Origin of the sequence: Methylobacterium sp. J-078 (assembly GCF_022829285.1) — a bacterium.
Classification (GTDB): domain Bacteria; phylum Pseudomonadota; class Alphaproteobacteria; order Rhizobiales; family Beijerinckiaceae; genus Methylobacterium.
Genome location: NZ_JAKSYI010000118.1, coordinates 46,459 through 72,447 on the forward strand (window position 1 = coordinate 46,459; position 25,989 = coordinate 72,447).

General features: G+C 70.2%; 24 protein-coding genes and 1 pseudogene. 19 read left to right on the plus strand and 6 right to left on the minus strand.

What is annotated here, in order from left to right:
* Positions 1 to 11 precede the first annotated feature (11 nt).
* Both fghA and MKK58_RS19655 read right to left on the minus strand, forming a co-directional pair.
* Positions 12 to 845, minus strand: a complete 834-nt coding sequence (gene fghA / locus MKK58_RS19650; protein WP_243914026.1) for an S-formylglutathione hydrolase — start codon at positions 843 to 845, stop codon at positions 12 to 14.
* Between the two features lie 234 nt (positions 846 to 1,079).
* Positions 1,080 to 2,216: an S-(hydroxymethyl)glutathione dehydrogenase/class III alcohol dehydrogenase gene (locus MKK58_RS19655; protein WP_243914029.1), complete on the minus strand. Its 1,137-nt coding sequence runs from the start codon at positions 2,214 to 2,216 to the stop codon at positions 1,080 to 1,082.
* A 21-nt stretch (positions 2,217 to 2,237) separates the two neighbouring features.
* Between MKK58_RS19655 and MKK58_RS19660 the strand changes: the two genes are divergently transcribed.
* Both MKK58_RS19660 and MKK58_RS19665 read left to right on the plus strand, forming a co-directional pair.
* On the plus strand, positions 2,238 to 2,399 hold the full coding sequence (locus MKK58_RS19660; protein ID WP_243914031.1) for a hypothetical protein: 162 nt from the start codon (positions 2,238 to 2,240) through the stop codon (positions 2,397 to 2,399).
* Between the two features lie 33 nt (positions 2,400 to 2,432).
* Positions 2,433 to 3,050 carry a DUF938 domain-containing protein gene (locus MKK58_RS19665; RefSeq protein WP_243914033.1) on the plus strand — a complete coding sequence of 206 codons (618 nt, stop codon included), beginning with the start codon at positions 2,433 to 2,435 and terminating at the stop codon, positions 3,048 to 3,050.
* A gap of 14 nt (positions 3,051 to 3,064) precedes the next feature.
* Here MKK58_RS19665 and MKK58_RS19670 read toward each other — a convergent pair whose 3' ends face one another.
* Both MKK58_RS19670 and MKK58_RS19675 read right to left on the minus strand, forming a co-directional pair.
* Positions 3,065 to 3,964 carry an alpha/beta hydrolase fold domain-containing protein gene (locus MKK58_RS19670; RefSeq protein WP_243914036.1) on the minus strand — a complete coding sequence of 300 codons (900 nt, stop codon included), beginning with the start codon at positions 3,962 to 3,964 and terminating at the stop codon, positions 3,065 to 3,067.
* Positions 3,961 to 5,523 carry a GMC family oxidoreductase gene (locus MKK58_RS19675; protein ID WP_243914037.1) on the minus strand — a complete coding sequence of 521 codons (1,563 nt, stop codon included), beginning with the start codon at positions 5,521 to 5,523 and terminating at the stop codon, positions 3,961 to 3,963. Before MKK58_RS19675 ends, MKK58_RS19670 begins: the two co-directional genes overlap by 4 nt.
* 233 nt (positions 5,524 to 5,756) lie before the next feature.
* On the opposite strand from MKK58_RS19675, the gene MKK58_RS19680 reads away from it, so the two are divergent.
* The 4 genes from MKK58_RS19680 to MKK58_RS19695 are packed head-to-tail and all read left to right on the plus strand — an operon-like array spanning position 5,757 to position 8,425.
* Positions 5,757 to 6,251: a DoxX family protein gene (locus MKK58_RS19680; protein WP_243914038.1), complete on the plus strand. Its 495-nt coding sequence runs from the start codon at positions 5,757 to 5,759 to the stop codon at positions 6,249 to 6,251.
* Positions 6,248 to 6,718, plus strand: coding sequence for a cupin domain-containing protein (locus MKK58_RS19685; RefSeq protein ID WP_243914039.1), 471 nt, complete (start codon positions 6,248 to 6,250; stop codon positions 6,716 to 6,718). Before MKK58_RS19680 ends, MKK58_RS19685 begins: the two co-directional genes overlap by 4 nt.
* A gap of 4 nt (positions 6,719 to 6,722) precedes the next feature.
* On the plus strand, positions 6,723 to 7,625 hold the full coding sequence (locus MKK58_RS19690) for an SMP-30/gluconolactonase/LRE family protein (RefSeq protein WP_243914040.1): 903 nt from the start codon (positions 6,723 to 6,725) through the stop codon (positions 7,623 to 7,625).
* Positions 7,622 to 8,425 carry a VOC family protein gene (locus tag MKK58_RS19695; protein ID WP_243914041.1) on the plus strand — a complete coding sequence of 268 codons (804 nt, stop codon included), beginning with the start codon at positions 7,622 to 7,624 and terminating at the stop codon, positions 8,423 to 8,425. Before MKK58_RS19690 ends, MKK58_RS19695 begins: the two co-directional genes overlap by 4 nt.
* 46 nt (positions 8,426 to 8,471) lie before the next feature.
* Here MKK58_RS19695 and MKK58_RS19700 read toward each other — a convergent pair whose 3' ends face one another.
* On the minus strand, positions 8,472 to 9,215 hold the full coding sequence (locus MKK58_RS19700; protein ID WP_243914042.1) for a Crp/Fnr family transcriptional regulator: 744 nt from the start codon (positions 9,213 to 9,215) through the stop codon (positions 8,472 to 8,474).
* A gap of 530 nt (positions 9,216 to 9,745) precedes the next feature.
* On the opposite strand from MKK58_RS19700, the gene MKK58_RS19705 reads away from it, so the two are divergent.
* The 10 genes from MKK58_RS19705 (at position 9,746) to MKK58_RS19750 (ending at position 21,288) form a co-directional block, all read left to right on the plus strand.
* Positions 9,746 to 10,207: a (2Fe-2S)-binding protein gene (locus MKK58_RS19705; protein WP_243914043.1), complete on the plus strand. Its 462-nt coding sequence runs from the start codon at positions 9,746 to 9,748 to the stop codon at positions 10,205 to 10,207.
* A gap of 10 nt (positions 10,208 to 10,217) precedes the next feature.
* Positions 10,218 to 12,401, plus strand: a complete 2,184-nt coding sequence (locus tag MKK58_RS19710; protein ID WP_243914045.1) for a xanthine dehydrogenase family protein molybdopterin-binding subunit — start codon at positions 10,218 to 10,220, stop codon at positions 12,399 to 12,401.
* 11 nt (positions 12,402 to 12,412) lie between these two features.
* Entirely contained in the window at positions 12,413 to 12,685 is a 273-nt protein-coding gene (locus MKK58_RS19715; protein WP_373320849.1) for a c-type cytochrome, read from the plus strand.
* Positions 12,682 to 13,932: an NAD(P)/FAD-dependent oxidoreductase gene (locus MKK58_RS19720; RefSeq protein ID WP_243914047.1), complete on the plus strand. Its 1,251-nt coding sequence runs from the start codon at positions 12,682 to 12,684 to the stop codon at positions 13,930 to 13,932. Before MKK58_RS19715 ends, MKK58_RS19720 begins: the two co-directional genes overlap by 4 nt.
* The gene (gene soxX / locus MKK58_RS19725; protein ID WP_409565277.1) at positions 13,929 to 14,423 is read left to right on the plus strand and encodes a sulfur oxidation c-type cytochrome SoxX; all 495 of its coding nucleotides are present in this window, start codon (positions 13,929 to 13,931) and stop codon (positions 14,421 to 14,423) included. The genes MKK58_RS19720 and soxX overlap by 4 nt, the downstream gene beginning before the upstream one ends.
* Positions 14,420 to 14,896 (plus strand): SoxY-related AACIE arm protein, encoded by a 477-nt coding sequence (locus MKK58_RS19730; protein WP_243914049.1) that lies wholly within the window; start codon positions 14,420 to 14,422, stop codon positions 14,894 to 14,896. The genes soxX and MKK58_RS19730 overlap by 4 nt, the downstream gene beginning before the upstream one ends.
* A 6-nt stretch (positions 14,897 to 14,902) precedes the next feature.
* A complete protein-coding gene (soxZ, locus tag MKK58_RS19735; RefSeq protein ID WP_243914051.1) occupies positions 14,903 to 15,223 on the plus strand; it encodes a thiosulfate oxidation carrier complex protein SoxZ in 321 nt (106 codons plus the stop codon).
* Positions 15,220 to 16,008, plus strand: coding sequence for a sulfur oxidation c-type cytochrome SoxA (soxA, locus tag MKK58_RS19740; RefSeq protein ID WP_243914053.1), 789 nt, complete (start codon positions 15,220 to 15,222; stop codon positions 16,006 to 16,008). The genes soxZ and soxA overlap by 4 nt, the downstream gene beginning before the upstream one ends.
* A gap of 137 nt (positions 16,009 to 16,145) precedes the next feature.
* Complete coding sequence (locus MKK58_RS19745; RefSeq protein WP_243914055.1) at positions 16,146 to 17,402, plus strand: D-amino acid dehydrogenase; 1,257 nt, start codon at positions 16,146 to 16,148, stop codon at positions 17,400 to 17,402.
* A 610-nt stretch (positions 17,403 to 18,012) separates the two neighbouring features.
* Positions 18,013 to 21,288 carry a glycosyltransferase gene (locus MKK58_RS19750; RefSeq protein WP_243914057.1) on the plus strand — a complete coding sequence of 1,092 codons (3,276 nt, stop codon included), beginning with the start codon at positions 18,013 to 18,015 and terminating at the stop codon, positions 21,286 to 21,288.
* A 94-nt stretch (positions 21,289 to 21,382) separates the two neighbouring features.
* On the opposite strand, the pseudogene MKK58_RS19755 reads toward MKK58_RS19750, so the two are convergent.
* A pseudogene (locus MKK58_RS19755) lies at positions 21,383 to 21,864 on the minus strand (LysR family transcriptional regulator); the annotation flags it as partial.
* A gap of 206 nt (positions 21,865 to 22,070) precedes the next feature.
* Between MKK58_RS19755 and paoA the strand changes: the two are divergent.
* From paoA to paoC, 3 genes are read left to right on the plus strand one after another with little or no spacing between them, the layout of a single operon-like run.
* Positions 22,071 to 22,679 (plus strand): aldehyde dehydrogenase iron-sulfur subunit PaoA, encoded by a 609-nt coding sequence (gene paoA, locus MKK58_RS19760; protein WP_243914060.1) that lies wholly within the window; start codon positions 22,071 to 22,073, stop codon positions 22,677 to 22,679.
* The gene (locus MKK58_RS19765; protein ID WP_243914062.1) at positions 22,676 to 23,626 is read left to right on the plus strand and encodes an FAD binding domain-containing protein; all 951 of its coding nucleotides are present in this window, start codon (positions 22,676 to 22,678) and stop codon (positions 23,624 to 23,626) included. Before paoA ends, MKK58_RS19765 begins: the two co-directional genes overlap by 4 nt.
* Positions 23,627 to 23,630: 4 nt before the next feature.
* Positions 23,631 to 25,850, plus strand: coding sequence for an aldehyde oxidoreductase molybdenum-binding subunit PaoC (paoC, locus tag MKK58_RS19770; RefSeq protein WP_243914064.1), 2,220 nt, complete (start codon positions 23,631 to 23,633; stop codon positions 25,848 to 25,850).
* Positions 25,851 to 25,989 lie beyond the last annotated feature (139 nt).

Below are 25,989 nucleotides of genomic sequence, written 5' to 3' on the forward strand. Positions count from 1 at the left end.
CGCAGGGCCGCCTACTTCAGGCGGGCGGCGGCCCAGGCGATGTGGTCGGCCATGAAGGTCGAGATGAAGTAGTACGAGTGGTCGTAGCCCTCGCGCATGTTGAGGGTCAGCGGAATGCCCGCATTCTTGCAGGCCTCCTCCAGGAGCCAGGGACGCAGGCCGTCGTCGAGGAAGCTGTCGGCGGTGCCCTGATCGACCAGGAATTCCGAGAAGCGCTTGCCGTCCGCGATGAGCGCGGTGGCGTCGTGGGCGCGCCAGGCGGCCGCATCGGGCCCGAGATACTTCTCGAAGGCCGGCTTCGACCAGCCGGCGGTGGAGGGCTGGGCGATCGGCGCGAAGGCCGAGCAGGACTTGAAGCGCTCGGGGTAGGTCAGCGCGATGGTGAGCGCGCCGTGGCCGCCCATCGAGTGGCCGAAGATGCCCTGGCGGGACATGTCGGCGGGAAACTCCTTGGCGACGAGGGCCGGGAGTTCTTCCGTCACGTAGCTCCACATCCGGTAGTTCGCGGCGTAGGGCGCCTGGGTGGCATCGAGATAGAACCCGGCGCCGGAGCCGAACTGCCAGTTGCCCTCCTCGTCGGGGATCCTGGGGCCGCGCGGGCTGGTGTCGGGCGCCACGATGATGACGCCGTGCTCGGCCGCCGCCTTGCGGTACTCGCCCTTGTCCATGACGTTGGCGTGCGTGCAGGTCAGCCCCGACAGATACCACAGCACCGGGACCTTTCCGGCCTCGGCCTGCGGCGGCACGAACACCGCGAAGGTCATCGGGCAGCCCGTGGTCTGCGCATCGTGCTTGTAGACGCCCTGCGTGCCGCCATGGGCGCGGGCCTTCGAGATGGTTTCCATGGGTGTGCTCTCCTGTCCGGGGGCTGGCCCCGCTCATCGCTAGGGTCACCGAGGGAATGTGCAGGGGCGCTTCCCTCTCCCCTCTGCGGGAGAGGGTGGCCCGCGTGAGCGGGTCGGGCCGGGACGAAGTCCCGCGAGAGGGGAGCGCCGTATCCGGAGAGGTCGTCCCCTCTCCCGCCTGCTCCGCAGGCACCCTCCCCCGCGGAGGGGGGAGGGCACGGACCGAGCCCGGTCCTAGTAAACCACCACCGACCGGATCGACTTGCCCTCGTGCATGAGGTCGAAGCCGTGGTTGATGTCTTCCAGCGGCATGGTGTGGGTGATCAGATCGTCGATGTTGATCTTGCCCTCCATGTACCAGTCGACGATCTTGGGCACGTCGGTGCGGCCCCGCGCCCCGCCGAAGGCCGAGCCCTTCCAGACGCGGCCGGTGACGAGCTGGAACGGACGGGTGGAGATCTCCTTGCCGGCCTCGGCCACGCCGATGACGATGGATTCGCCCCAGCCGCGATGGCAGCATTCGAGGGCCTGGCGCATCACGTTGACGTTGCCGGTGCAGTCGAACGAGAAGTCCGCGCCGCCGCCCGTGACGTCGAGGATCGCCGCGACCACGTGATCGTTGCCGACCTCCTTCGGGTTGATGAAGTGGGTCATCCCGAACTTGCGCGCCATCTCCTGCTTGTCGGGATTGATGTCGACGCCGATGATCTTGTCGGCACCGACCATGCGGGCGGCCTGGAGCACGTTCAGGCCGATGCCGCCGAGACCGAATACCACGACGTTGGCGCCGGGCCAGACCTTGGCGGTGTAGATCACCGCGCCGATGCCGGTGGTGACGCCGCAGCCGATGTAGCAGATCTTGTCGAAGGGGGCGTCTTCGCGGATCTTGGCGAGCGCGATCGCCGGCAGGACCGTGAAGTTCGAGAAGGTCGAGCAGCCCATGTAGTGGAACAGGGTGTTGGACCCGCCCGGGCTGCCGCCGGTGGAGACGCAGGAGAAGCGCGAGGTACCGTCCGGCATCACGCCCTGCCCTTGCGTCGCGCGGATGGCGGTGCAGAGGTTCGTGCGCTGCGACAGGCAGGACTTACAGTTGCGGCATTCCGGGGTGTAGAGCGGGATGACGTGGTCGCCGGGCTTCAGGGCGGTGACCCCGGCGCCGACCTCGCGCACGATGCCCGCGCCCTCGTGGCCAAGGATCGCCGGGAACTTGCCCTCGGAATCGAGGCCCGACAGGGTATAGGCGTCGGTGTGGCAGATGCCGGTGGCCATCAACTCGACGAGGACCTCGCCGGCCTTGGGTCCCTCGATGTCGATGGTCTCGATCGTGAGAGGCTTCTTGGCCTCCCACGCGACCGCGGCGCGCGTCTTCATAGTGTTGTCCTTCAGGCTGTGATGATCACGGACGGCGGCGATGGATGCCGGCGCTTCGCCTCGCTGCACCCGGAGGGTGGCAAGCCGAACGGCCCGAAAATCTGGGTGGTGTTTGATGCCTCCGGCGTCGAGATGCAACAGCCGTGCTTCGTCGTTTGCGCCAGGGATGCGAATTTGGAATGACGGTCGCGGTGACGCGACGGACATGGAGGGACGATGCAGGACTGGGAAACGGGACGGGATGCGCTGACCGCGCCGGCGGTCGCCCGGAACCGCGAGGCGATCCTCGCCGCCCTGCGCGAAATCCTGCCCGAGACCGGTCTGGTCCTGGAGGTGGCGAGCGGGTCGGGCGAGCACGCGATCCATTTCGCCGCCGCCCTGCCGGCCCTCGCCTGGCAGCCGAGCGACCCGGAGCCGGCCTACCGCCGCAGCATCGCCGCCCATGCGCGGGCCGCCGGGCTCGCGAATGTCCGCCCGCCGCTCGACCTCGACGCGGCTTGCGAGTCCTGGCCGATCGCGCGGGCGGAGGCGGTCCTGTGCATCAACATGATCCACATCGCGCCCTGGCCGGCCACCCTCGGCCTGATGGCGGGGGCGGCCCGTCTCCTGCCGGAGGACGGCCCGCTCTTCGTCTACGGGGCCTTTCGCGAGGACGGGCAACACACCGCGCCGAGCAACGCGGCCTTCGACGCGGACCTGCGCGCGCGCGATCCGCGCTGGGGCGTGCGGGATCTCGAGGCCGTCACGGCCCTGGCCGCCGATCGGGGCCTGCGGCTGGAGCGGCGCTTCGCCCTGCCGGCCAACAACCTCGGCCTCGTCTTCCGACGATCCTGAAGCCCTGCGCGCGATCAGTCCCGAATCCCGGCCAGGAAGCGGCCGATCCGCGCCTCGGCCCTGCGGGATTCCGGCAGGCCGAGCAGTGGGTAGACATGCATCAGGCCCGCCTCCTCGTGATAGGCGAGGGGGCATGCCTCCGCCCGCGCGCGGGCGGCGAGGCGCCGGGCATCGGCCACCAGGATGTCGTGGGAGCCGCAGAACAGTTCGATCGGCGGCAGGCCCCGCAGGCTGCCGAAGAGGGGGCTGACCCGTGGGTCGGTCGTCGCCCGGTCGCCGGCGTACCAGTGCCCGAGCGCCCGCACGCCGGGGCGCATCAGCATCACGTCGGAGGGCTCGATCCGGGCCTGGGACGGGTCGTTCGTGGTCACGTCGAGCCAGGGCGAGATCAGGACCAGGCCGCCGGGACCGGGTAGCCCTGCGTCGCGCACCTGCATCGCCAGGGACAGGGCGAGCCCGCCCCCGGCGGAATCGCCCATCAGCGCGACGGGGGGCTCGCCATCCATCGCCAGACGGTCCCGGTAGACGGCCATGGCCAGGGCGCAGATGTCGGCGCAGCTGTGCTCCGGCGTCAGCGGGTAGAGCGGCACCGTGAAGCGCAGGCCCGTCTGTGCCACCATCCGGGCGATGAAGCGCCAGTGGATGCGGGTGATCGGGCTCGTATAGGCGCCCCCGTGCAGGTAGATCACGCCGCCCGTCCGGCCCCCCGCGCGCGGTGCCATGCTGTAGACCTCGAAGCCGTCGTGCAGATTCCAGTCCACCGCGAAGCGCCGGCGCTGCGCCCGCGTCGGCCGGGCCGGCCGGGCCCGCGCCGCGACGGCTTCCTCGGGATCGAGGTCGTCGCGGGCGAGGTTGCGGCGGCGCCCGGTGAGACGGATCGCCAGGGCGGCGAGGCGCGCCGTCAGGCTCGTCAAAGCCGGCCCGCGATATGGTCGCCCACCCGCAGGGCGTTGGCGATGATCGTCAGCGTCGGGTTCACGGCGCCGATCGAGGGGAAGAAGCTCGCATCGGTGACGTAAAGGTTGTCGATGCCGTGGGCGCGGCAATCGAGGTCGAGCACCGAGGTCGCCGGATCCGCGCCGAAGCGCAGCGTCCCGGCCTGGTGCGCCGTGCCGCCGATGGGCGTGTCCTTGCCGAGGTAGAGCGAGCGGTCGAACAGGTGCGGGTGCACGTCGAGCTTGCCGCAGAGGTCGCGCAGCTTCGCTTTGAGGCGGGTATGCCCTTCCATGTTGCTCTCGGTGAGGTCGAGGCGGACCCGGCCGCCCTCGTAGAAGATCCGGTTCTCCGGCCGGGGCAGATCTTCCGAGGTCAGCCAGAAATCGAGGGAATGCTTGGCGATCCAGTCGAAGGGCTTTTCGGGAAACCATTGCAGGAAGTCCGGCAGGCCCTCGCCGTGGATCTGGGTCCCGTCGGACTTGCCGACCATCTGGATGTGGCCCAGCGGAAAGTCCCAGTCGTCCGAGCCGAAGTAGAAGTCGTTCAGCCCGAGGGTCTTCTGGAACTTCGTCGGGTTCGGGGTGCGCGAGACCGCCAGCACGGTGGCGTTGTTGTGGCGCATGTAGTTGCGCCCGACCTGACCCGAGGCGTTGGCGAGGCCCTGTGGGTGCGCGTCGTTGGCCGAGCGCAGCATCAGCAGCGCCGAGGAGAGGGCGCCGCAGGCCACCACGACGATGTCGCCCGTCACCGTGCGGCGCTGGCCCTCGCGCACGAGCTCGACCCCGGTGATCTCGCGCCCGCTCGGGCTGGTGAGCAGGCGCTCCACGTAGGCGCCGGTCCAGAGGGTGAAGTTCGGGTACTGGGCGAGCGCGGGGTCGACGCAGATGATCTGCGCATCGGCCTTGCCGTTGGTCAGGCAGGGATAGCCGTCGAAGGCGTCGCAGCGGATGCAGGCCGAGTGCGGCAGGGCCTGTCCGTCGCGCTCGTCGAGGAGCACGCCCACCGGCAGGTGGAAGGGCCGGTGCCCCTCCCGCTTCAGCCCGTCGAAGAGTTCCTGGATGCGCGGCTCGTGGGAGACCGGCGGGTAGGCGTAGGGCTTGGCCGCCGGCGGCTCGGTGGGGTCTTCCCCGCGCAGGCCGTGCACGTGGAAGAGCTCCTCCGCCGCCTGGTAGTAGGGCTCGAAGGTGTCGTACTTCACCGGCCATTCGGGCGCGTCGCCATCGGGGTGGCGCACCACGTCGAAGTCGCGTGTCCGCAGGCGCAGCAGCACCGAGCCGTAGACCTTGCTGTTGCCGCCCACGTAGTAGTGCAGGCCCGGGTGGAACGTGCGTCCGTCGGCGCCGTACCAGGTCTCGGGCGCCTGGTAGCGCGCATCCACGAACACAGCTCGGGCGTCCCAGTTCTCGCGCTCGCGCGGCAGGTAGCCGCCGCGCTCCAGGAGCAGCACGCGCTTGCCCGTCTGGGCGAGGCGCCAGGCCATGGTGCCGCCCCCCGGCCCCGAGCCCACGATGACCACGTCGTAATGCTCGTCGCTCATGGTTGTCCTCGGTGGTCCTTCGGGAACCTGCGCCTCGGGTCGGTGGAGGCGCGGATGCCAGCGCCGTGCCGGCGGTCGCGGAGTCTCGCGCCGACGTGAGATGCCCGACGCTTCGAACGCATGAACCGGCGCGCGGGTGCCGCGTTCAACCGGCGACGGCATCACGTTCGCTTGGGGGCGCCCCGGCTCATCCGGGGGGTGCCCGCCGCCCGTCTTAAGGTCTGGACCGCGCCTTGATCGTACTCAGTCTCGTCGTCGCCTTCGCGGTCCGTCTCCTCCTGGTGCTGCTGTTCCTGCCCTTCAGCGCCCTCGACAAGATCCTGAACTTCCGCGGCGCGGTGGGGCAGGCGCGCGAGCGGGTCGCCAGCACCGGACTCGCTCGCGGGCTCATCCTCGCCGGGCTCTTCGTCGAGGTGGTGATGTCGGCCGGCGTCCTCACCGGCATCGCCGACCGGGCCGCCGCCTTCGTGCTCGCGGGCTATTGCGGGCTTACGGCGCTGCTGTGGAAGCAGTTCTGGCGCCCGGGCGACTTCTGGGCCGGCGGCGACAGCAAGGGGCGGGGCCTGTTCTGGGATTTCCTGAAGAACTTCGCGCTGGCCGGCGGGTTTCTGCTCATCACCTTCGGCACCGGGGCCGACACCGTGCGGCTCTTCCTCGCCGACCCGCTCGCGTCCTCGCAGCCCTACCGCATCGCCCCTTTTCCCGAGCCTGTCAGGACAAGCCCATGAGCGATTCCACCAGCGACGCGAGCCGCCCCGAGAAGCCCAGCGTGCCCTACTGGCACCTCTGGACCGACGCGGAGGGCGTCAGCCACCAGACCCGCTGCGCACTCACTGATTTCGACATGAAGTCGATGCAGCCGCCGGCCGATCCGCAATGGCAGGGCACCAAGACCCATGACGGCGCCACCGTGATGGTGACGGTGCAACCGGTGGGCTGGACCGGCGCCTGGCACGAGAACCCCAAGCCCCAATGGATCATCCCGCTCTCGGGCCGCTGGTTCGTCGAGTCGATGGACGGCACCCGCGTGGAGATGGGGCCGGGGGAGATCTCCTTCGGGGAGGACCAGAACACCCGCGAGCGGGACGGGCGCCAGGGGCACCTCTCGGGCACGGTGGGCGACGAACCGGCCGTGCTGATGGTGGTGCAGTTCGATTCGCCCCCGACCCTCGCGACCCCGTGCCGGTTCCGCTAGCGGCATGGCTGGCTTCGAGGTCGTCGATCCGCGCTTTGCCGGGTACCTGCTCGGCAATGCCGAGCTCGAGGAGATCGCCACGGGCTTGCGCTGGATCGAGGGGCCGGTCTGGTTCGGGGATGCCGACTGCCTCCTGTTCCAGGACCTGCCCCGCGACCGCACCATGCGCTGGAGCGAGGCGGAAGGGCTGTCGGTCTACCGGGCGCCCTCGCACTTCGCCAACGGGCAGACCCGCGACCGCCAGGGCCGGCTGATCGCCTGCTCGCACCGGAACCGCTGCCTCACCCGCACCGAGTATGACGGGGCCGTCACCACCCTCGTCACCCACCATGCCGGGCGCCGCCTGAACGCGCCCAACGACGTGGTGGTGGCCTCGGACGGGGGAATCTGGTTCACCGATCCGGTCTACGGCATTGCCAACGACTACGAGGGCGGCCGCCAGACCTCCGAGCAGCCGCCCGCGCTCTACCGCCTCGACCCGGATTCGGGCGCGATCCGCGCCATGGCCACCGATTTTGACGGGCCGAACGGGCTCGCCTTCTCGCCCGACGAGCGAAGACTCTACGTCTCCGAGACCGGCGACCAGAGCCGGCCGAACCCGCGCCAGTTCATCCGCGTCTTCGATGTCGGGCCGGATTTCGCGCTCTCCGGCGGCAGGATCTTCCACACCGTGGAGCCCGGCTACTGCGACGGGATGCGGGTCGACGAGGACGGCAACGTCTGGAGCAGCGCCGCCGACGGCGTCCACTGCATCGACCCGGCCGGCAACCTGATGGGCAAGATCTTCGTGCCCCATCGGGTCTCCAACCTGACCTTCGGCGGTCGGATGAAGAACCGCCTGTTCATCGGCGGCTCGCACACCCTCTACGCGATCTTCCTCAACCGGCGCGGGGCGCAGACGCCGTGAGCGCCGAACTGCTCCGCCTGAGCCGCATCCGCCTCGTCAGCGCCGATCCCGAGGCCCTGGCCGGGTTCTTCACGGGGGCCCTCGGGTTCGCGCGCGCGCCGACGATCCGGCCCGTGTCCGGTGAGACCGTGGTGCCCCTGTGTCTCGGCGCGCAGGCCGTCGATCTCGTCGGGTTCGATCAGCCGGGCCGGCCCTATCCCGACGACGTGCCGGGCTGGAGCCCGCTGTTCCAGCACATCGCCCTCGTGGTCTCGGACATGGGGGGCGCCCATGCCCGCCTCGCCGCGTGCCCGGGCTGGCGCCCGATCTCCACGGCCGGGCCGGAGCGCCTGCCCGTGGCCTCGGGCGGGGTGAGCGCCTTCAAGTTCCGCGACCCCGAGGGGCACCCCCTGGAATTCCTGAGCTTTCCCCCCGGCGGCACGCCGGAAGCCTGGCGCCGGACGGGCCCGGACCCCTGCCTCGGCATCGACCATTCGGCCATCTCGGTGGCGGACGAGGCCGCGAGTCTGGCCTTCTACGAGGGCCTCGGCTTCTCGGTGGCGTCGCGCTCCATCAACACGGGGCCCGAGCAGGCCCACCTCGACGGCGTGCCCGACCCGCGCGTGGCCGTGACGGGCCTGCGCCCGCCCGGCGCCCCGACGCCCCACCTCGAACTCCTGTGCTATGCCGGTGCGTTCTCGCGCGCCGGCCTCGCCTGCGGTGACCATGACGTCGCCGCCACCGTCCTGGTCTTCTCCGGCGCGGAGTGCGCGCCCCGCACGGTCCGGGACCCAGACGGCCATCGCCTCCGGCTCGCCTGAGGACCGGCGCGGAGACGGCGCTCCCGGAGGGTGCCGAGCGGACGCGTCAGGATACCGCCGCAGGCTTCAGATGGAGATAGGCCGGGTCGAACTCGGCGCGCTTCGTCAACTGCACCCAGTCGTGGATACCGAGGCGCTGCTGCTGGAGCGTGAGCAGGCCCTGGCCCCGCAACTCCTGGAGGACGCGGTTGACGTGCACGTTCGAGACGCCGATCGCGTCGGCGATGTCGCTCTGCGTCAGGGGCATCTCGCAGGCATGGTTCTCGGCGAGGCCCATGGCGTGGAGCTTGAGGTAGAGCTCGCAGAACAGGTGGGTGATCCGGCCCAGCGTCGAGCGGCGGCCGATATTGGTCATCCATTCGCGGAAGATGGCCGCATCGACCAGCGTGTCGCGCCAGAGAGCCGCGGTGAGGCCGGGGAAGTCGCGGGTCAGGTCGAGCAGGGCGTCGTGCGGGATGAAGGCGACGGTGCAGGCGGTCAGCGAGCTGAGGTTGTGGTCCATCACCGGCAGGTGGAGGCTCTGGAGATCGGGGATGTCGCCCGGGATGTGCATCGACAGGATCTGGCGCTTGCCCTCGTCCAGGAGCTTGTAGCGGAAGGCCCAGCCATCGAGGAGCAGGCAGCACTGCGAGGGATGATCGCCGTAGCGCACGATGTCCTGGCGGGCGGGCATCTGCCGCCGCGTGATGGGGAGCCGCTCGAGGGCCTGACGCTCCGCATCGGACACGGTGATGATGGTTTCCAGTTTCCGGATGAGCAGGCCGAGATCGGCGCCGGCTGCGAAGCTCATGGTCTCGTTGCCCTTCCCGCGCCTCGGCGCCGCGTCTGATCCGTGCCCGTCCGGTTGCCTCCTGGTATCACAACGGGTTCGGTTTGGCGGCGGGCAGATTGTCTTGTTCACCTCTCGAAACGCGCTCGTCCTCCGGTCGATACGATCTCGCAGCCAAGACCGGGGTGGGCGCTGGTGGGCGTGCGGATCCAGAACCGCAACAGGCCGGCGGATAGATCCCGAGCGTTCGAAGGCGGATTGCGCGGGCTGCGCCGCGTCATCCCGGTCGGTCGCGCCCTTCGCGATGCCTCTGTCCCCGCGCGATGGCGACGGTCGTCGGGGATTGCGCGACTTCGGATGTTTCGCGTCGTAACGTCCGCGTCGTGCGAGCTTTCGACGCGTGACGGCGAAGCATTCGTCACGCCCCGTCGCGTCACGCCGCAGTAGACGACGGGCCGCTCCGCACCGTACAAGAATTCTAAATACCAGGCCTGCGTACGCGCCTCCCGATCCTGCGCGACGCGCGACCGTCGAACCACGGCAGGGAACGCATGATCCGTCTGAACCTGAACGGCACCGTCCGCGAGGTCGAGGCCGAGCCCGATACGCCGCTCCTCTGGGTCATCCGTGAACAGGCGGGCCTCACCGGCACGAAGTACGGGTGCGGCATCGCCCAGTGCGGCGCCTGCACGGTGCATATCGACGGCACGGCGGTGCGCTCCTGCTCGATGCCGGTCTCCAGCGTGACGCCGGACCAGAAGATCGTCACGATCGAGGGCCTGTCGAAGGACCGCTCGCACCCGGTGCAGAAGGCCTGGGCCGAACTCGACGTGCCGCAATGCGGCTTCTGCCAGTCCGGGATGATCATGGCCTCGGCGGCGCTGCTCGCGCAGAACCCGCACCCGAGCGAGGCGGAGATCCGCTCCGAGATCACCAACATCTGCCGCTGCGGCACCTACAGCCGCGTGCTGGCGGGAATCAAGCTCGCCGCCGACGGCGGCCAGGCCGGTTGAGGAGAGAGCCATGAACGCTCCCATGAAGAACCTCTCCCGCCGCGCCTTCGTGGCCGGCACGGCCGCCGCCGGCCTTAGCCTCGGCTTCCACGTGCCCTTCCCCGGGGCCGCCGCCCAGGGCGGCGCCCCCGCGCTCACGCCCGAGGTCAATGCCTGGGTGGTGATCAAGCCCGACGAGACCGTGGTGATCCGCATCGCCCGCTCCGAGATGGGCCAGGGCACACTCACGGGCCTCGCCCAGCTCGTCGCCGAGGAGCTCGGCTGCGACTGGTCGAAGGTGGTCACCGAGTACCCGACGCCGGGCCAGAACGTGGCCCGCGGCCGGGTCTGGGGCGATTTCGGCACCGGCGGCAGCCGCGGGATCCGGGAATCCCAGGACTACGTCCGCAAGGGCGGGGCGGCCGCCCGCATCATGCTGGTCGAGGCCGCCGCCAAGGGCTGGGGCGTCGCTCCCTCCGAGTGCCGGGTCGAGAAGGGCGTAATCAGCCACGCCGGCTCCAGTCGCACCACCACCTTCGGGGCGGTGGCGATGGAGGCGGCCAAGGTCACGCCGCCCAAGGACATCGTCCTCAAGGATCCGAAGGACTGGACCATCGCGGGCAAGCCCGTGAAGCGCCTCGACACCGTCGAGAAGACGGACGGCAGCCAGATCTACGGCATCGACCTCACCATGCCGGGCCTGCTCAACGCGGCCATCCGGGACTGCCCGGTCTTCGGCGGCACCGTGAAGAGTTTCGACGCCAAGGCTGTCATGGGCATGCCCGGCGTGAAGAAGGTCGTCGCGGTGGGCGATTCCGGCGTGGCGGTGATCGCCGACACGTTCTGGCGCGCCAAGACCGCGGTGGAGGCCCTGCCCATCGTCTGGGACGAGGGCCCGAACGCCGGAGTCTCGAGCGAGACCATCGCGGCGACCCTGCGCGAGGGCCTCGATGCGCAGGAAGCCTATGTGGGCAACAAAGGCGGCGACGTCGCCGCCGCCCTGAAGGGCGCGGCCCGGGTGGTGGAGGCCACCTACGGGGTGCCGTTCCAGAACCACGCCACCATGGAGCCGATGAACGCCACGGTGCGCTGGACGCCCGAGCGCTGCGAGGCCTGGGCACCGACCCAGAACGGCGAGGCGGCACTGGCCGCCGTCGCCGAGGCCGCCGGCCTCTCGGCGAACCAGTGCGACGTCTACAAGCTCCTCCTCGGCGGTGGCTTCGGCCGGCGCGGCGCCACCCACGACTGGCTGCGCCAGGCCGTCCTCATCGCGAAGGAAATGCCCGGGACCCCGATCAAGCTGATCTGGACCCGCGAGGAGGACATGACCCACGGGCGCTACCACCCGATCACCCAGTGCCGGATGCGCGCCGGGCTGGACGAGGCCGGCAACCTCACCGGGCTGCACATGCGCATCTCCGGCCAGTCGATCCTGGTCTCGGTGGCGCCGAACCGGATGGTGGACGGCAAGGACCCGGTGGTGTTCCAGGGCCTCAACCCCGGCGGCGCGGAGGCCGCGATCGGCTACGCCATCCCGAACATCCTGGTCGATCACGCCATGCGCAACCCGCACATTCCGCCGGGGTTCTGGCGCGGCGTGAACATGAACCCGAACGCCATCTACCTCGAGTGCTTCATGGACGAGCTCGCCCATGCGGCCGGACAGGACCCGCTCGCGTTCCGCCTGAAGCTGATGGACAAGCACCCCAAGCACCGGGCGGTGCTGCAGGCGGTGGCCGACAAGGCCGGATGGGGCACGAAGCCCGCGGACGGCGTCCACCGGGGTCTGGCCCAGATGATGGGCTTCGGCTCCTACGTGGCGGCGGTGGCGGAGGTCTCGGTCTCCGATGACGGGGCGGTCAAGGTCCACCGCATCGTCGCGGCCACCGATCCGGGCCACGCCCTCAATCCGCAGCAGATCGACGCCCAGATCGCCGGCTCCTTCGTCTACGGTCTGTCGGCGGCGCTCTACCAGGAATGCACGGTCAAGGACGGCCGCATCGAGCAGACGAACTTCGACACCTACCCGGTGATGCGTCTGGCTGAGATGCCGGTGGTCGAGACCATCGTGATGCCGTCGGGCGGGTTCTGGGGCGGGGTCGGCGAGCCCACCATCGCGGTGGCGGCCCCCGCCGTGCTGAACGCCATCTACGCCGCCACCGGCAAGCGCGTGCGCCAGATGCCGGTGAAGAACACGGACTTGCGCCGCGCGTGAGGCGCTGGGGCATGGTCGCGGCCTGGCTGCTCGCCGGGCCGGTGGGGATGGCGCTCGCGGCGGAGCGCCCGCCGCCGGGGGCTTCCTCCTGCGCCGGGTGCCACGCCGAGGGGGCCGCCATGGGGGCGATCGACGGGCGCCCGGAGACGGAGATCGTGGAGGCCCTGGCTGCCTACCGGTCGGGGGAGCGGCCCGCGAGCGTGATGAGCCGCATCGCCAAGGGCTTTTCGGACGAGGAATCCCGGGCGATCGCCGCCTACCTGTCGCGGCGGGGACAGCCATGACGACGACGCGCCGCGCGCTTCTCGCCACCGGGGCGGCTCTTGCCCTCGCGCGGCCCGCCCTCGCGCAGGCCGCCGCCAAGGTCGTGGTGATCGGCGGCGGCTTCGGGGGGGCCACCGCCGCGCGCGCGCTCCACCGGGGCGGCCTCGACGTGACGCTGGTCGAGGTGAACCCGACCTACGTTTCCTGCCCGTTCAGCAACGAGGTCATCGCCGGCCTGCAGCCCATGGCGGCCCAGCGCTTCGGCTACGAGGGCCTCGCCCGCGCCGGCATCCGGGTGGTGCACGCCGCCGCCACCGGGATCGACGCGCCCGCCCGCCGGGTCACGCTCGCGGATGGCGCCACGCTCGCCTATGACCGTCTCGTGCTCTCGCCCGGGATCGACCTGCGCTTCGACGCCATTCCGGGCTACGACGCGGCCGCCGCCGAGCGCATGCCCCATGCCTGGAAGGCGGGCGAGCAGACGCTGCTGCTGGCCCGGCAACTCGCGGCGATGCCGGAGGGCGGCACCGTGGTGTTGTCGGTGCCGGGCAATCCCTATCGCTGTCCGCCCGGCCCCTACGAGCGGGCGAGCCTGATCGCCCACGTGCTCAAGACCACCAAGCCCCGCGCCAAGCTGATCCTCCTCGACGCCAAGGACACATTCTCGAAGCAGCGCCTGTTCCAGTCGGCCTGGAAAACGCTCTACCCGACCCAGCTCGAATACGTGCCCCTGGCCGAGGGCGGTCAGGTCAGCGCCGTCGAGCCGGACGCCATGATCGTCCGCACCGACTTCTCGGAGTACAAGGCGGATGTCGCCTGCATCATCCCGCCCCAGCGTGCGGGCCGGATCGCTGCGATCGCCGGGGTGGCCGACCGCAGCGGCTGGTGCCCGATCGACCCCGTCACCTTCGAATCCCGGCTTGTGCCCGGCATCCACGTCATCGGGGACGCGGCCATCGCCGGGGCCATGCCGAAATCCGCCTTCTCGGCCAACGCCCAGGCCAAGGTCTGCGCCGACGCGGTGATCGACCTTCTAGGCGGGCGCGCCCCCGAGTCCCCGAAGCTGATCAACACCTGCTACAGCCTGGTGGCACCCGGCTACGGCATCTCGATCGCCGGCGTCTACCACCCGGCCGGCGGCGTCCTCGCGGATGTCGAGGGCGCCGGCGGGATCAGCCCGGTCGATGCGCCGATGAGCCTGCGCGAGCAGGAGGCACTCTATGCCGCCGACTGGTACCGCACCATCACCCGCCAGGTCTTCGGGTGAGGCGGAGGCTTCGCTGGGTCTGGATCGGCTGCGCGATCCTGGCTGGGCGGGTGGAGGCCGGGGAGGCGGCCGAGCCGGGCGCGGAGCGCCTGCGGCCCGTCGCCATCGTCGATGGGGCGATTCCCGCGAGCCTGACCGGGGTGCCGGGCGACCCCGCGCGGGGCCGGGCCCTGGTCGTCGACCGCACGAAGGGGCTCTGCCTGCTCTGCCATGCCGGGCCGTTCCCCGAGGAGCGCTTCACCGGCAATCTCGGCCCCGCCCTCGACGGAGTCGGCGACCGGCTCGCACCGAGCGCGCTGCGCCTGCGCCTCGTCGACGGCCGGGTCTTGAACCCGGACACCATCATGCCCTCCTATTACAGCCTCGCGGGCACCACGCGGGTGGGCGCGGCCTGGCGCGGCCGGCCGGTGCTGGAGCCCCAGGAGATCGAGGACATCGTCGCCTTCCTCGCAAGCTTGCGCGACACACCTTCGGAGAGGCCGGCCCCGTGAGCCCGCAGACCCATCAGCGTCCGAGCCGACGCGGCCTCCTCGCCCTCGGGCCCGGCCTCGCCGCGACCGTCGCCCTGCGGCCGGTGGCGGCCGGGGCCGCGATCCGCACGGAGAGCACGGCCGAGGCCATCCGGCGTTTCGCCGGTGCGGCCGAGATCCAGCCGGGGCGCATCCGCCTCGACCTGCCGCCCCTGGTCGAGAACGGCAACGCGGTCACGATCACCGTGACGGTGGACAGCCCGATGACCCCGGAGGACCACGTCCGCCGCATCGCGGTGTTCAACGACAAGAACCCGCAGCCCAACGTGATCACGGTGTCCCTGGGGCCGGCGAGCGGCCGCGCCGCGATCACGACCCGCATCCGGCTGGCGGACACGCAGCGCATCACCGCCATCGCCGAGACCAGCGACGGGCGCTACTGGTCGACCACGGCCGACGCCATCGTCACCCTCGCCGCCTGCCTCGAGGGCTGAGCCGCCATGGCCCGCACCCTGATCAACGTCCCGAAGACCGCCGGGGCCGGCGAGATCGTCACGATCAAGACCCTGATCTCGCACCCGATGGAGACCGGCTTCCGGCCCGGCGCCGACGGGCGCATCCGCCCGCGCGACATCATCACGGCGTTCACCTGCCTCTACGACGGCGAGACGGTGTTCCGGGCCGAGCTGTTTCCGGCGACCGCCGCCAACCCCTACCTGACCTTCACCCTGCGGGCGACGCGGACGGGCCCGCTCACCTTCACCTGGCGCGGCGACAACGGTTTCACGCAGACCGAGACCGCCACCCTGACGGTGACGTGAGCCGGTCCGCGCTTCTCGTGCTCGCGGCTCTGACGGCCGCGGATTGCGCGGCGGGGCCGGCGCGGGCGGCTGAGATCCCGCCGGCCGAGCGGCGCTCGGGCTTCGACACCATGAGCCCGGACATCCAGGCCATGCAGCGCGACGGGATGTCGAATCCGGGCCTGCTCTGGCTCGAGGACGGCGCCGATCTCTGGACGAAGGCGCCGGCCCCGGACCGACCCGCTTGCGCCGGCTGCCACGGCGAGGCCGGCACCGCGATGCGGGGCGTCGCCACCCGCTACCCGGCCTGGGACGCCGAGAGCGCGGCCCCGATCGACCTCCAGGGTCGGGTCAACGCCTGCCGGAGGCGTCACCAGGGCGCCGAGCCCTACCCCTACGAGAGCCGTGAACTCCTCGGGCTCACCGCCTACGTGGCCGCCCAGTCCGCTGGCCTGCCGATCACGGTGCCGGACGATTCGCGCCTCGGCCCCGCCCGGGCGGCCGGCCGGGCGCTGTTCACGCAGCGCATGGGGCAGCTCGGCCTGTCCTGCGCCGCCTGCCACGACGATCATCCCGGGCGCCGCCTCGGCGCCGCCCTGATCCCGCAGGGCCACCCCACCGGCTACCCGCTCTATCGCCTGGAATGGCAGGGCGTGGGCTCGGTGCAGCGGCGCCTGCGCAACTGCATGACGGGGATGCGGGCCGACCCGTTCGGGTACGGTGCGTCGGAATTCGTCGCCCTGGAGCGCTACCTGATGGACCGTGCGGCGCCCCTTCCCGTCGAGACGCCGGCCGTCCGGCCCTGAAGCCCCTGGGTCGGCTTGCGCCGGACGCAGCCCGGCCATGCGGCCCGGTTTGTGCAGTGCGGCAGAGCTTGGCGCCCGGCCCTGCTACAAGCCTGGGGATTCGTGCTCCCTCGGCGGCCCGACGGAAGGATTCTCGCATGCACGTGCTGGTTCTCGGCAGCGGCGTCGTCGGCGTCACCACGGCCTACTACCTCGCCAGGGGCGGCCATCAGGTCACCGTGCTCGACCGTCAGCCGGCCGCCGGGATGGAGACCAGCTTTGCCAATGCGGGCCAGGTCTCGCCCGGCTACTCGGCCCCCTGGGCGGCACCCGGCATCCCCATCAAGGCGATGAAGTGGCTGCTGATGCGCCATCGCCCCCTGGTGCTGCTGCCGCAATTCGAGCCGCGCTTCTATGGCTGGCTCGCCCACATGCTCGCCAACTGCACGCACGAGGCCTACCGGCGGAACAAGGGCCGCATGGTCCGCCTCGCCGAGTACAGCCGCGACGTCCTGGGCGCCCTGCGCGCCGAGACCGGGATCGCCTACGATCACCGCGAGAAGGGCACCCTGCAGCTCTTCCGGACGCGCAAACAGCTCGACCAGGTCGGCACCGACACCGCGATCCTCGACGCCTACGGGGTCGCCTACGCGGTGCTCGACCCCGCCGGCTGCATTGAAGCCGAGCCCGCCCTGGCCCGGGTCCGCGACCGCATCGCCGGAGGCCTGCGCCTGCCCGGCGACGAGACCGGCGACGCCCACATGTTCACGCAAAGCCTCGCGGCCCTGTGCGAAGGCCTCGGCGTCACCTTCCGCTACGGCGTCTCGGTGGCGAGCCTGCGCCACGAACACGGGCGCGTCGCCGGGGTCGTCACGGAGGGCGGGGAAGTCGTCGGCGCGGATGCCTACGTCGCCGCTTTGGGCAGCTACACGCCGGCCCTGCTACGCCCGCTCGGCCTGCGGCTGCCGGTCTATCCGGTGAAGGGCTACTCGCTGACGCTGCCGATCGACGATCCCGAGGCGGCCCCGGTCTCGACGGTGATGGACGAGACCTTCAAGGTCGGCATCACCCGCCTCGGAGACCGCATCCGGGCCGGGGGGACCGCCGAACTCGCCGGCTTCAGTCAGGTGCTGCGCGGACCGCGCCGCGCGGCGCTCGAACGCTCCGTCGGGGATCTCTTCCCCGGGGGCGGCGATCTCAGGAAGGCCCGCTTCTGGACGGGTTTGCGCCCGATGACGCCGGACGGCACGCCCATCGTCGGAGCGACCCCCTATCCGAATCTCTACACCAACACCGGCCACGGCACCCTCGGCTGGACCATGGCCTGCGGCTCGGGACGCATGCTCGCGGACCTCATCTCCGGACATCCGCCCGCCATCGCCGCGGAGGACTTCGCGATGACGCGGTATGCGTGAATTGCATCATCCCGGAGGACAGGTGCGTCGCCGAACCCGCCGAGGGGGACGAATCGGACTGGCACGAACCCGGGGCAAGGCGCTCGCGATCGCGATCCGGGACGATGCGTTCCTTGCCGCCGCGGGCGTCGTCGAAACGGAAGCTTGCGGAAGTGGTTATGGGTCCCTTGTCACAACCCTCGATAGGATCAAGCTTGGCATCGGAAATTTGCCACGATTGAATGCTTGGCTTGCGTGTCGGCGTGAGAAAATTTGCTCACGACGTCTTCGGCAGGAAAGTTGCAGGAGGTAAGCGATTGATCATCGTGATCTTTCTGAAATTTTAATCTAATATATAAGTAATTTTATACTGCCCGTCCTTCATGTATTACCAATCGATGTTTGCCGGTTCTGTAATTTAAAAATACTACTCACGCGGCTGGCTTTGGGTCTCGAAAAACGTTATGCGGCCCCGACGTTCACGATCCGGGATGATCTAGTGAGCCGGGTTTGGCACTATAAAACCTGAAGTGAGGATGATGTGCGTCTCTTGAAGCTGCCGACTTTCGACGGACGATTCTTCTCGAAAGCTTGGAAGAGTCTGCGCCGGAAGCCGAATGCTGCCGTCACGATGCGTGACGGCAACGTGGCGATCCACTGGATCACGCTTCACGAGGGCGGCGTTCTCCTTGCGCTGGCGACCGGCACGCACCGGGAAGAGGTTCAGGTTCAGGTCCGTTTCGCCGGAGCGGAGGCGCAGGACCTGCCGGTCGAGCCCGCGAACCGGATCAACGGGTTGGAGCTCGTCTACGCCCCTCTGCCCGAGAGCCTCGCCCGGCACCCTGGCACCTGCACCGTCAGCGTCAAGGTTCACGGACAGACCTACACGGAGCGTTTCGAGGCGGGAACCGATCAGTATTCCGGCTGCTTCGACGGCGTCTGGGACTATCGCCTCGAAGGATGGCTCGCACCGCTCTTCCCGACCACGAATCCGAGCGTCCGGCTGATTGTCGACGGCGAGGCGGGTGAACCCGTCACCCTCGATCGCTACCGCAGCGAGTTCCAGTTCATGGTGTCCGGACAGGCGGGCTGGAACGGCTTCTCGCTGCCGCTGCCGCCGCACGCGCTCGATGGCAAGCCACATCGCCTCGGCATCCGGGCAGGCAAGACGACGCTCGACTTCGGCACCTGGAGCAGCCAGCCGCGCTACAACATCGACACCCTGGCGCCGGACAATTTCCGGGGCTGGTACTTCGACCCCACGACGGCCGATGCGCCGACGACCCTGCGCATCGTCCGGGGCGGCGTGACGCGGTCGGAACTCAAGACGCATGTCCGGGCCGACGTCAAAGCGGCGTTCGGGCGGGATGTCGCCGGGTTCGTCTTTTCCCACCAGGATATCCAGCCCGGCAGCGAACTCTTCGCCGGCCCGGAGGGAGGGGGGCTTCTCCTCGGACGTTTCAGCAACGACCTGCTCGTTCATGTCCAGGCGCAGCGGCGTGAAGCGCGGGCGCGGCTCCTGGAATCCGAGTCCCCCGCGGCTAGCGTGATGGCGCGCCGCAGCATCCGCACGCGCCTCGTCGAGGTCGAGCGCGCCCGCGGCCATGGGCCCATCACCTTCCAGCCGGTGATCGCCACCGAAACACGGACCGCCACGGCCGACGTGACCGCGCCGCCGGTCCCGGCACCGGCGGCGCGGTCTCCGCAAACGCCTCCGCCGGTCTGCGCCATCGTCCCCGTCTACAAGGGCCTGTCCGACCTCAAACTCTGCCTGGCATCCCTGATCCCGGAGCTGAAGGCCGGGACGGCGCGGGCGATCGTCATCAACGACGGGTCGCCCGACCCGGAGATCGGCCGCTATCTCGCGGGCGTCGCCGCCGAGAACCATCCGGGCCTGACGATCCTCGAGAACCCGAAGAATCTCGGCTTCATCGGGACGGTCAACCGCGGCTTCTCGCTGCTCGAACCCGGAGAGGACGTCCTCCTCGTCAACGCCGACACGATCCTGCCGCCCGGGCTCGTCGCGCGGCTCGCCCGGCACTGCCATGCCCGGCCGGGCATCGCCTCGGTGACCCCGCTGTCGAACAACGCGACGATCCTGAGCTTCCCGAACGTCGTCGTGCCGAGCCTGCCCGCCCTCGGCCTCGACGTCGCGGAGATCGACCGGGCCTTCGCCGGACACGGCGCCGAGCCCGTGGAGATCCCGACGGGTGTCGGCTTCTGCATGCACCTCAATCGCCACGCCCTCGACGAGGTCGGCGCGTTCTCACCCGATTGGGGCAAGGGCTACTGCGAGGAGGTCGATTGGTGCCTCTCCGCGCGCGATCTCGGCTGGATCCACCTCGCGGCCCCGGACGCCTTCGTGATCCACGAGGGCTCGGTCTCGTTCGGCGTCGCCGAGCGGGTGACGATCCTGGCGACCAACCACGCCCGCCTGGAGGCACTCTACCCGGAATACCTCGCCGAAGTGCGCGCCTTCGTCCGCGCGGACCCCCTGGAGGCCATTCGCACGGATGTCCTGCTCAGCCTCCTCAAGGGGCGGTTCAACGCGCTGACCCTGCACCTGATGCACGGGCTCGGCGGCGGCACGAAGCGCTACGTGGACGATATCCAGGGCCTGAGTCGGTCAGAGGACCACGAGAGCGCCGTGCTCTCCCCCGTGGAGGATCGGGGCGACGATCCGCGGCTGCTGCTGAGCTTCCACCGGGCCGACGTCACCCTGACCCTGAGGCCCGAGAGCGTCGAACGGACCCTCGAGGCCATCGAGGCGGCCGGCGTCGCGGTCCAGATCCACGTGAACTCGCGCCTGACCTTCCGAAGCGCGTTCCTGGAGACGCTCCTCTCCGGCAAGCGCCCCTTCACGGTGATGCTGCACGACTTCCAGTGGTACTGTCCGCGCGTCCACCTCACGGACGAGCGCAACAGCTATTGCGGCGAGCCGACGCCCGCCGTCTGCCAGCTCTGCGTCTCGGGCGGCGTCGAGCACAACTTCGCCGATCACGATGCGCTGATCGAGAACGATCTCGAATCCTGGCTCGCCTTCAACACCCGGATCCTCCAGCGCGCCACCACGATCCTGACGCCGTCCGAGGACACGGCGCGCCGCTATCGCGAGCGCCTGAACCTGCCCGATATCGTCGTCGCCCCTCACCCGGAGCCGCGGCTGCACGGCATGACGTCGGTGGTCTCGCGGAAGGGGGGCCACAAGGGCAGCCCCAAGGGCGGCCTCAGGATCGCGGTCGTGGGCGCGATCGGGCGCGTCAAGGGCTTCGACGTCCTCGTCCGGCTCGTGGAGCGGGCGGCGCGCGACCGCATGCCGTTCTACCTGACCGTCGTTGGCTTCACGGCCGACGACGAGCGCCTCAAGCGCTACAAGAACGCCGCGGTGACCGGCTCCTACAAGCATTCGGAACTGAAGGCGAAGCTGGACGAGGTCGATCCGGACTTCGTGTTCCTGTCGAGCATCTGGCCGGAGACCTACTCCTACGTCCTGTCCGAGGTCTGGGAGGCCGGCTACCCGGTCGTCGCCTTCGACATCGGCGCGCCCGCCGACCGGATCAAGACCGTGGGCGGCGGCGTGGTGATCCCCTTCACCCGCGACAGCCGTCTCATCCTCGACGCGCTGATGGCGGCCCGGGACCAGGTCGCGGCCCTCCCGCCGATGCGCCCCGTGCCGACCGTCGTGCCCTCGCTGGAGGCCTATTACGGGCAGCCCGGCGCGATGGCGGCCGCGAACGACGTGGTCCCGAACGGGGCCATACCGTCCGTCGCCGCCGCGTCGGCGCATCCCGCCGACGACGAGGACCTGGAGGTGGACGGTCTCACGGTGGTGCATGACGTCTCGCGTGACCGGGACGACCCGCCGGTCCGCGATCGGGCGGCCGTTGCGGCCGAGATGATCCCCTGAGGAACCGGCCCGGACTCGCGGTCCGGGTCCGCCCGCCCGGGGCGCCCCCTGCAAAGCAGGGGATCGGCGATCAGCGGGCGGGCGGCCAGCGCAACGCGTCCACCATCGCCATCCGCATGTCGGGACCGATGCGGACGGCCGTCATGTCCTTGACCACCATGCCGCCGAAGCGCACGCCTGCATCGAAGCGCTCGGCCACGATCGTTACGTGCGCGCCTGCGAAGTCTCGATCTCGACGGTGATCTCCGGGTAGGCCGGCAGCAGGCCCCGCAGGTCCCGCAGGACCGGCCAGAGGACGGTCTCGGCCGCGTGCTCCGGGGCCGCGATGCGAATCCGTCCGGCGGGCCGGTGCCGCATCTCCGTGAGCGCCCTCAACTCCACCCCGATCGGCTCGAACTGGGGCGCGACGATTCGCAGATGCCTCTCGCCGGCCTCCGTCGGCGCGACGCTGCGCGTGGAGCGGTTGAGCAGGTGCCGCCCGAGGCGCGCCTCCAGGCCGTTCATGGCATGGCTCAGGGCCGATTGCGTCACGCCCGGGCACTCAGCCGCGCGGGTGAAGCTCCCCTCCCGCGCCATTCATAACCTCGTTTCATAAGCCTCAGCGCCTTCGAGGCCCTATTCAGTGGGTCTCCGAACCCTAACTTTAGAATCGAGCAAAACTTAATTGCGCGCTGCGCGTTTCCGTCCGGTCGCGGTGCCGACCGGCGCTGACGCAACCGCCGCACGGTTCGGAGGACGACATGGACGGTCGCAACGGGCTCGCATTGAACAGGAGAGGCGTTATGGTGAGTGTGGGAGCCAGCGCGGTCGCCGCCGCTCTCCCGGGAGCGGTGGGGGCCGCACCGGCCGGCAACGATGCGCCGGTGCTGACGAAGGTCGCCTTCACGGTGAACGGCGAGAAGCGGGAGCTCGAACTCGACACCCGCACCAGCCTGCTGGACGCGGCGCGCGAGCACCTCCACCTGACCGGCTCGAAGAAGGGCTGCGATCACGGCCAGTGCGGGGCCTGCACGATGATCGTCGACGGCCGGCGCATCAACGCCTGCCTGACGCTGGCGGTCATGCACCAGGGCGCGCAGATCACCACGATCGAGGGCCTGGGCCAGCCCGAGAACCTGCATCCGATGCAGGCCGCCTTCATCAAGCATGACGGCTACCAGTGCGGCTACTGCACGCCGGGCCAGATCTGCTCGGGCGTCGCGGTGCTGGCCGAGATCAAGGCCGGCATCCCGAGCCACGTCACGGCCGATCTCAACGCCCCGATGCAGGTCACGGATGCCGAGATCCGCGAGCGCATGAGCGGCAACATCTGCCGCTGCGGCGCCTATTCCAACATCGTCGAGGCGATGACCGAGGTCGCAGACCAGAACAAGGCCCGGAGGCCCGCATGAAGTCCTTCACCTACGAGCGCCCAAGTTCGCCGGCGGAAGCCGCCGCCGCCGTTTCCGCCAACCCGAACGCCAAGTTCATCGCCGGCGGCACCAACCTCCTCGACCTCATGAAGCTGCAGATCGAGACACCCACCCACCTCGTGGATGTCAACGGCCTCGGGCTGGACCGGATCGAGGCCACGCCGGAGGGCGGCCTGCGCGTCGGCGCCCTCGTGCGCAACACGGATCTGGCCGCCGATGCCCGGGTCCGGAAGGACTACGCCGTGCTCAGCCGCGCCCTGCTCGCCGGCGCTTCGGGCCAGTTGCGCAACAAGGCGACCACCGCCGGCAACCTGCTGCAGCGCACCCGCTGCCCGTATTTCTACGACACGGCGCAGGCCTGCAACAAGCGCCAGCCCGGGTCGGGCTGTTCGGCGCTGGACGGCGTCTCGCGCCAGCTCGCGGTGATCGGCGCGAGCGAGGCCTGCATCGCGACCCATCCGGGCGACATGGCAGTGGCCATGCGGGTGCTCGACGCCACCGTCGAGACCGTCGACGGCCGGGGCACGGAACGCAAGATCCCGATCTCCGACTTCCATCGCCTGCCAGGCGAGCGTCCGGAGGTGGACACCACGCTCGCGCCCGGCGAGCTCATCACGGCGGTGACGTTGCCCAAGCCCCTCGGCGGCGCCCACATCTACCGCAAGGTCCGTGACCGGGCCTCCTACGCCTACGCGCTGGTCTCGGTGGCCGCGGTGGTGCAGCCGGACGGCAGTGGCCGGGCGGCCTTCGGCGGCGTGGCGCACAAGCCCTGGCGGGTGGAAGCCGCCGAGGGCGAGATGGCCCGGGGCGCCAAGGCGGTGACCGCGCAGGTCTTCGCCGGCGCCAAACCCACCCACGACAACGCCTACAAGCTGAAGCTCGCCGAGCGCACGCTCGGCGCGGCGCTCACCGAAGCGAGGGCTTAGAGACATGAAGTTCGATCAGCCCGCGGGTCAGAACCCGATCGACCAGATGAAGGTGGTGGGCAAGGCCACCGACCGCATCGACGGCAAGTTCAAGACCACCGGCACGGCGGCCTACGCCTACGAGCGCCACGACGTGGCGGCGAACCAGGCCTACGGCTACGTTCTCGGGGCCGGGATCAGTAAGGGCCGGATACGCGCCATCGACACCGGTGCCGCCAAGCGGTCCCCCGGCGTCGTCGCCATCGTCACCACCCTCGACATGCCCAAGCTGGGCCTCGGCAAGATGAACGCCGCGAACCTGTTCGGTGGCGCCGAGATCCAGCACTACCATCAGGCCATTGCCGTGGTGGTGGCCGAGACCTTCGAGCAGGCCCGCGCCGCCGCTTTCCTGATCAAGGTCGACTACGCCCGCGAGGCGGGGCAGTTCGACCTCGCCGCCGTGGCGGGGGCCGCCAAGCCGGTTCCCGGCGACAGCGGCGAGGGCAGCGGCGGCGGCGGCGAGGACCGCGTGGGCGATTTCGAAGGCGCGTTCGCGGCAGCCTCCGTCAGGTTCGACGAGACCTACACGACGCCGGACGAGAGCCACGCGATGATGGAGCCGCACGCGACCATCGCCGCCTGGAAGGGCGACAAGCTCACGCTCTGGACCTCCAACCAGATGATCGCCTGGACCAAGGGCAGCATCGCCAAGATCCTCGACATCCCGGCCGAATCGATCCGCATCGACTCGCCCTATATCGGCGGCGGCTTCGGGGGTAAGCTGTTCGTGCGCTCCGACGCCGTGGTGGCGGCCCTGGCCGCCAAGGCCGCCGGTCGCCCCGTCAAGGTCGCGCTGACCCGGCCGCTGGTCGCCAACAACACCACGCACCGGCCGGCCACCATCCAGCGCATCCGCATCGGCGCGACGCCGGACGGGACGATCACCGCCATCGCGCACGAGAGCACCTCGGGCAACTTGCCCGGCGGCAAGCCCGAGACGGCGGTGGACCAGACCAAGCTGCTCTACGCGGGCGCCAACCGCCTCACCGCGATGAAGCTCGCGCATCTCGACCTGCCCGAGGGCAACTCGATGCGGGCGCCGGGCGAAGGACCCGGCCTCATGGCGCTCGAGATCGCCATGGACGAGATGGCGGAGAAGCTGGGCATGGACCCGGTCGCGTTCCGCATCCGCAACGACACCCAGACCGATCCCGGCCATCCGCAGCGACCATTCTCGCACCGGAACCTCGTCGGTTGCCTCAAGCTCGGCGCGGAGAAGTTCGGCTGGGACAAGCGCAACGCCAGGCCCGGTCAGGTCCGGGATGGCCAGTGGCTCGTGGGCATCGGCATGGCGGCGGGCTTCCGCAACAACCTCCTGATGAAGTCGGGCGCCCGCGTCAGGCTCGGCCGCGACGGCCTCGTCACGGTCGAGACGGACATGACCGACATCGGCACCGGCAGCTACACCATCATCGCCCAGACGGCGGCGGAGATGATGGGCGTCAGCCTCGACAAGGTGGTGGTGCGCCTCGGCGACTCGGACTTCCCGGTCTCGGCCGGATCGGGCGGCCAGTTCGGCGCGAACAACGCCACCGCCGGCGTCTACGCGGCCTGCGTGAAGTTGCGGGAGGCGGTGGCCCAGCGGCTCGGCTTCAACTCGGGCGACGCGGCGTTCGAGGATGGCAATGTCCGTTCCGGCAACCGGACCGAGACCCTGGGCAAGGCGGCGAGCGACGGCGACCTCGTGGGCGAGGATTCCATCGAGTACGGCGATCTCGCCAAGAAGCAGCAGCAATCGACCTTCGCGGGCCACTTCGTGGAGGTGGGCGTCGACGTCGACACCGCCGAGGTCCGGGTGCGGCGCATGCTGGCGGTCTGCGCGGCCGGGCGCATCCTCAACCCGAAATCGGCGCGCAGTCAGGTCATCGGCGGCATGACCATGGGCGTCGGGGCTGCGCTGATGGAGGAGCTTGCCGTCGACACGCGGCGCGGCTTCTTCGTCAACCACGATCTGGCCGGCTACGAGGTGCCGGTGCATGCCGACATCCCGCACCAGGAGGTGATCTTCCTCGACGAGGCCGATCCGCAATCCTCGCCCATGAAGGCCAAGGGCGTGGGCGAACTCGGCATCTGCGGCGTCGGCGCGGCGGTGGCCAACGCCATCTACAACGCCACCGGGGTGCGGGTGCGGGATTATCCCATCACCCTCGACAAGCTCCTCGACCGCATGCCGGACGCGGCGTGACGTCGTCCGGGGTGCGCCGGTCCGAGCGCCCCCGCCTCATCTGCCACATGACGAGTTCCGTTGACGGACCGCTCCGCGTCGATCGGTGGACGCCCCCCGCCGGGGGCGTCGCGGCGGAGGGTCGGATCGTCGGCCGCAC

What these genes read in the sequence shown, in the direction of transcription:
- MKK58_RS19655 (WP_243914029.1), bottom strand. Translation starts at nt 2,216, where the DNA reads ATGAAGACGCGCGCCGCGGTCGCGTGGGAGGCCAAGAAGCCTCTCACG.
- MKK58_RS19710 (WP_243914045.1), top strand. Translation starts at nt 10,218, where the DNA reads ATGAACGCTCCCATGAAGAACCTCTCCCGCCGCGCCTTCGTGGCCGGC.
- MKK58_RS19675 (WP_243914037.1), bottom strand. Translation starts at nt 5,523, where the DNA reads ATGAGCGACGAGCATTACGACGTGGTCATCGTGGGCTCGGGGCCGGGG.
- MKK58_RS19745 (WP_243914055.1), top strand. Translation starts at nt 16,146, where the DNA reads ATGCACGTGCTGGTTCTCGGCAGCGGCGTCGTCGGCGTCACCACGGCC.
- MKK58_RS19720 (WP_243914047.1), top strand. Translation starts at nt 12,682, where the DNA reads ATGACGACGACGCGCCGCGCGCTTCTCGCCACCGGGGCGGCTCTTGCC.
- MKK58_RS19660 (WP_243914031.1), top strand. Translation starts at nt 2,238, where the DNA reads ATGATCACGGACGGCGGCGATGGATGCCGGCGCTTCGCCTCGCTGCAC.
- paoA (WP_243914060.1), top strand. Translation starts at nt 22,071, where the DNA reads ATGGTGAGTGTGGGAGCCAGCGCGGTCGCCGCCGCTCTCCCGGGAGCG.
- MKK58_RS19715 (WP_373320849.1), top strand. Translation starts at nt 12,413, where the DNA reads ATGGTCGCGGCCTGGCTGCTCGCCGGGCCGGTGGGGATGGCGCTCGCG.
- MKK58_RS19690 (WP_243914040.1), top strand. Translation starts at nt 6,723, where the DNA reads ATGGCTGGCTTCGAGGTCGTCGATCCGCGCTTTGCCGGGTACCTGCTC.
- MKK58_RS19700 (WP_243914042.1), bottom strand. Translation starts at nt 9,215, where the DNA reads ATGAGCTTCGCAGCCGGCGCCGATCTCGGCCTGCTCATCCGGAAACTG.
- soxZ (WP_243914051.1), top strand. Translation starts at nt 14,903, where the DNA reads ATGGCCCGCACCCTGATCAACGTCCCGAAGACCGCCGGGGCCGGCGAG.
- MKK58_RS19750 (WP_243914057.1), top strand. Translation starts at nt 18,013, where the DNA reads ATGCGTGACGGCAACGTGGCGATCCACTGGATCACGCTTCACGAGGGC.
- MKK58_RS19685 (WP_243914039.1), top strand. Translation starts at nt 6,248, where the DNA reads ATGAGCGATTCCACCAGCGACGCGAGCCGCCCCGAGAAGCCCAGCGTG.
- MKK58_RS19705 (WP_243914043.1), top strand. Translation starts at nt 9,746, where the DNA reads ATGATCCGTCTGAACCTGAACGGCACCGTCCGCGAGGTCGAGGCCGAG.
- MKK58_RS19665 (WP_243914033.1), top strand. Translation starts at nt 2,433, where the DNA reads ATGCAGGACTGGGAAACGGGACGGGATGCGCTGACCGCGCCGGCGGTC.
- MKK58_RS19765 (WP_243914062.1), top strand. Translation starts at nt 22,676, where the DNA reads ATGAAGTCCTTCACCTACGAGCGCCCAAGTTCGCCGGCGGAAGCCGCC.
- paoC (WP_243914064.1), top strand. Translation starts at nt 23,631, where the DNA reads ATGAAGTTCGATCAGCCCGCGGGTCAGAACCCGATCGACCAGATGAAG.
- fghA (WP_243914026.1), bottom strand. Translation starts at nt 845, where the DNA reads ATGGAAACCATCTCGAAGGCCCGCGCCCATGGCGGCACGCAGGGCGTC.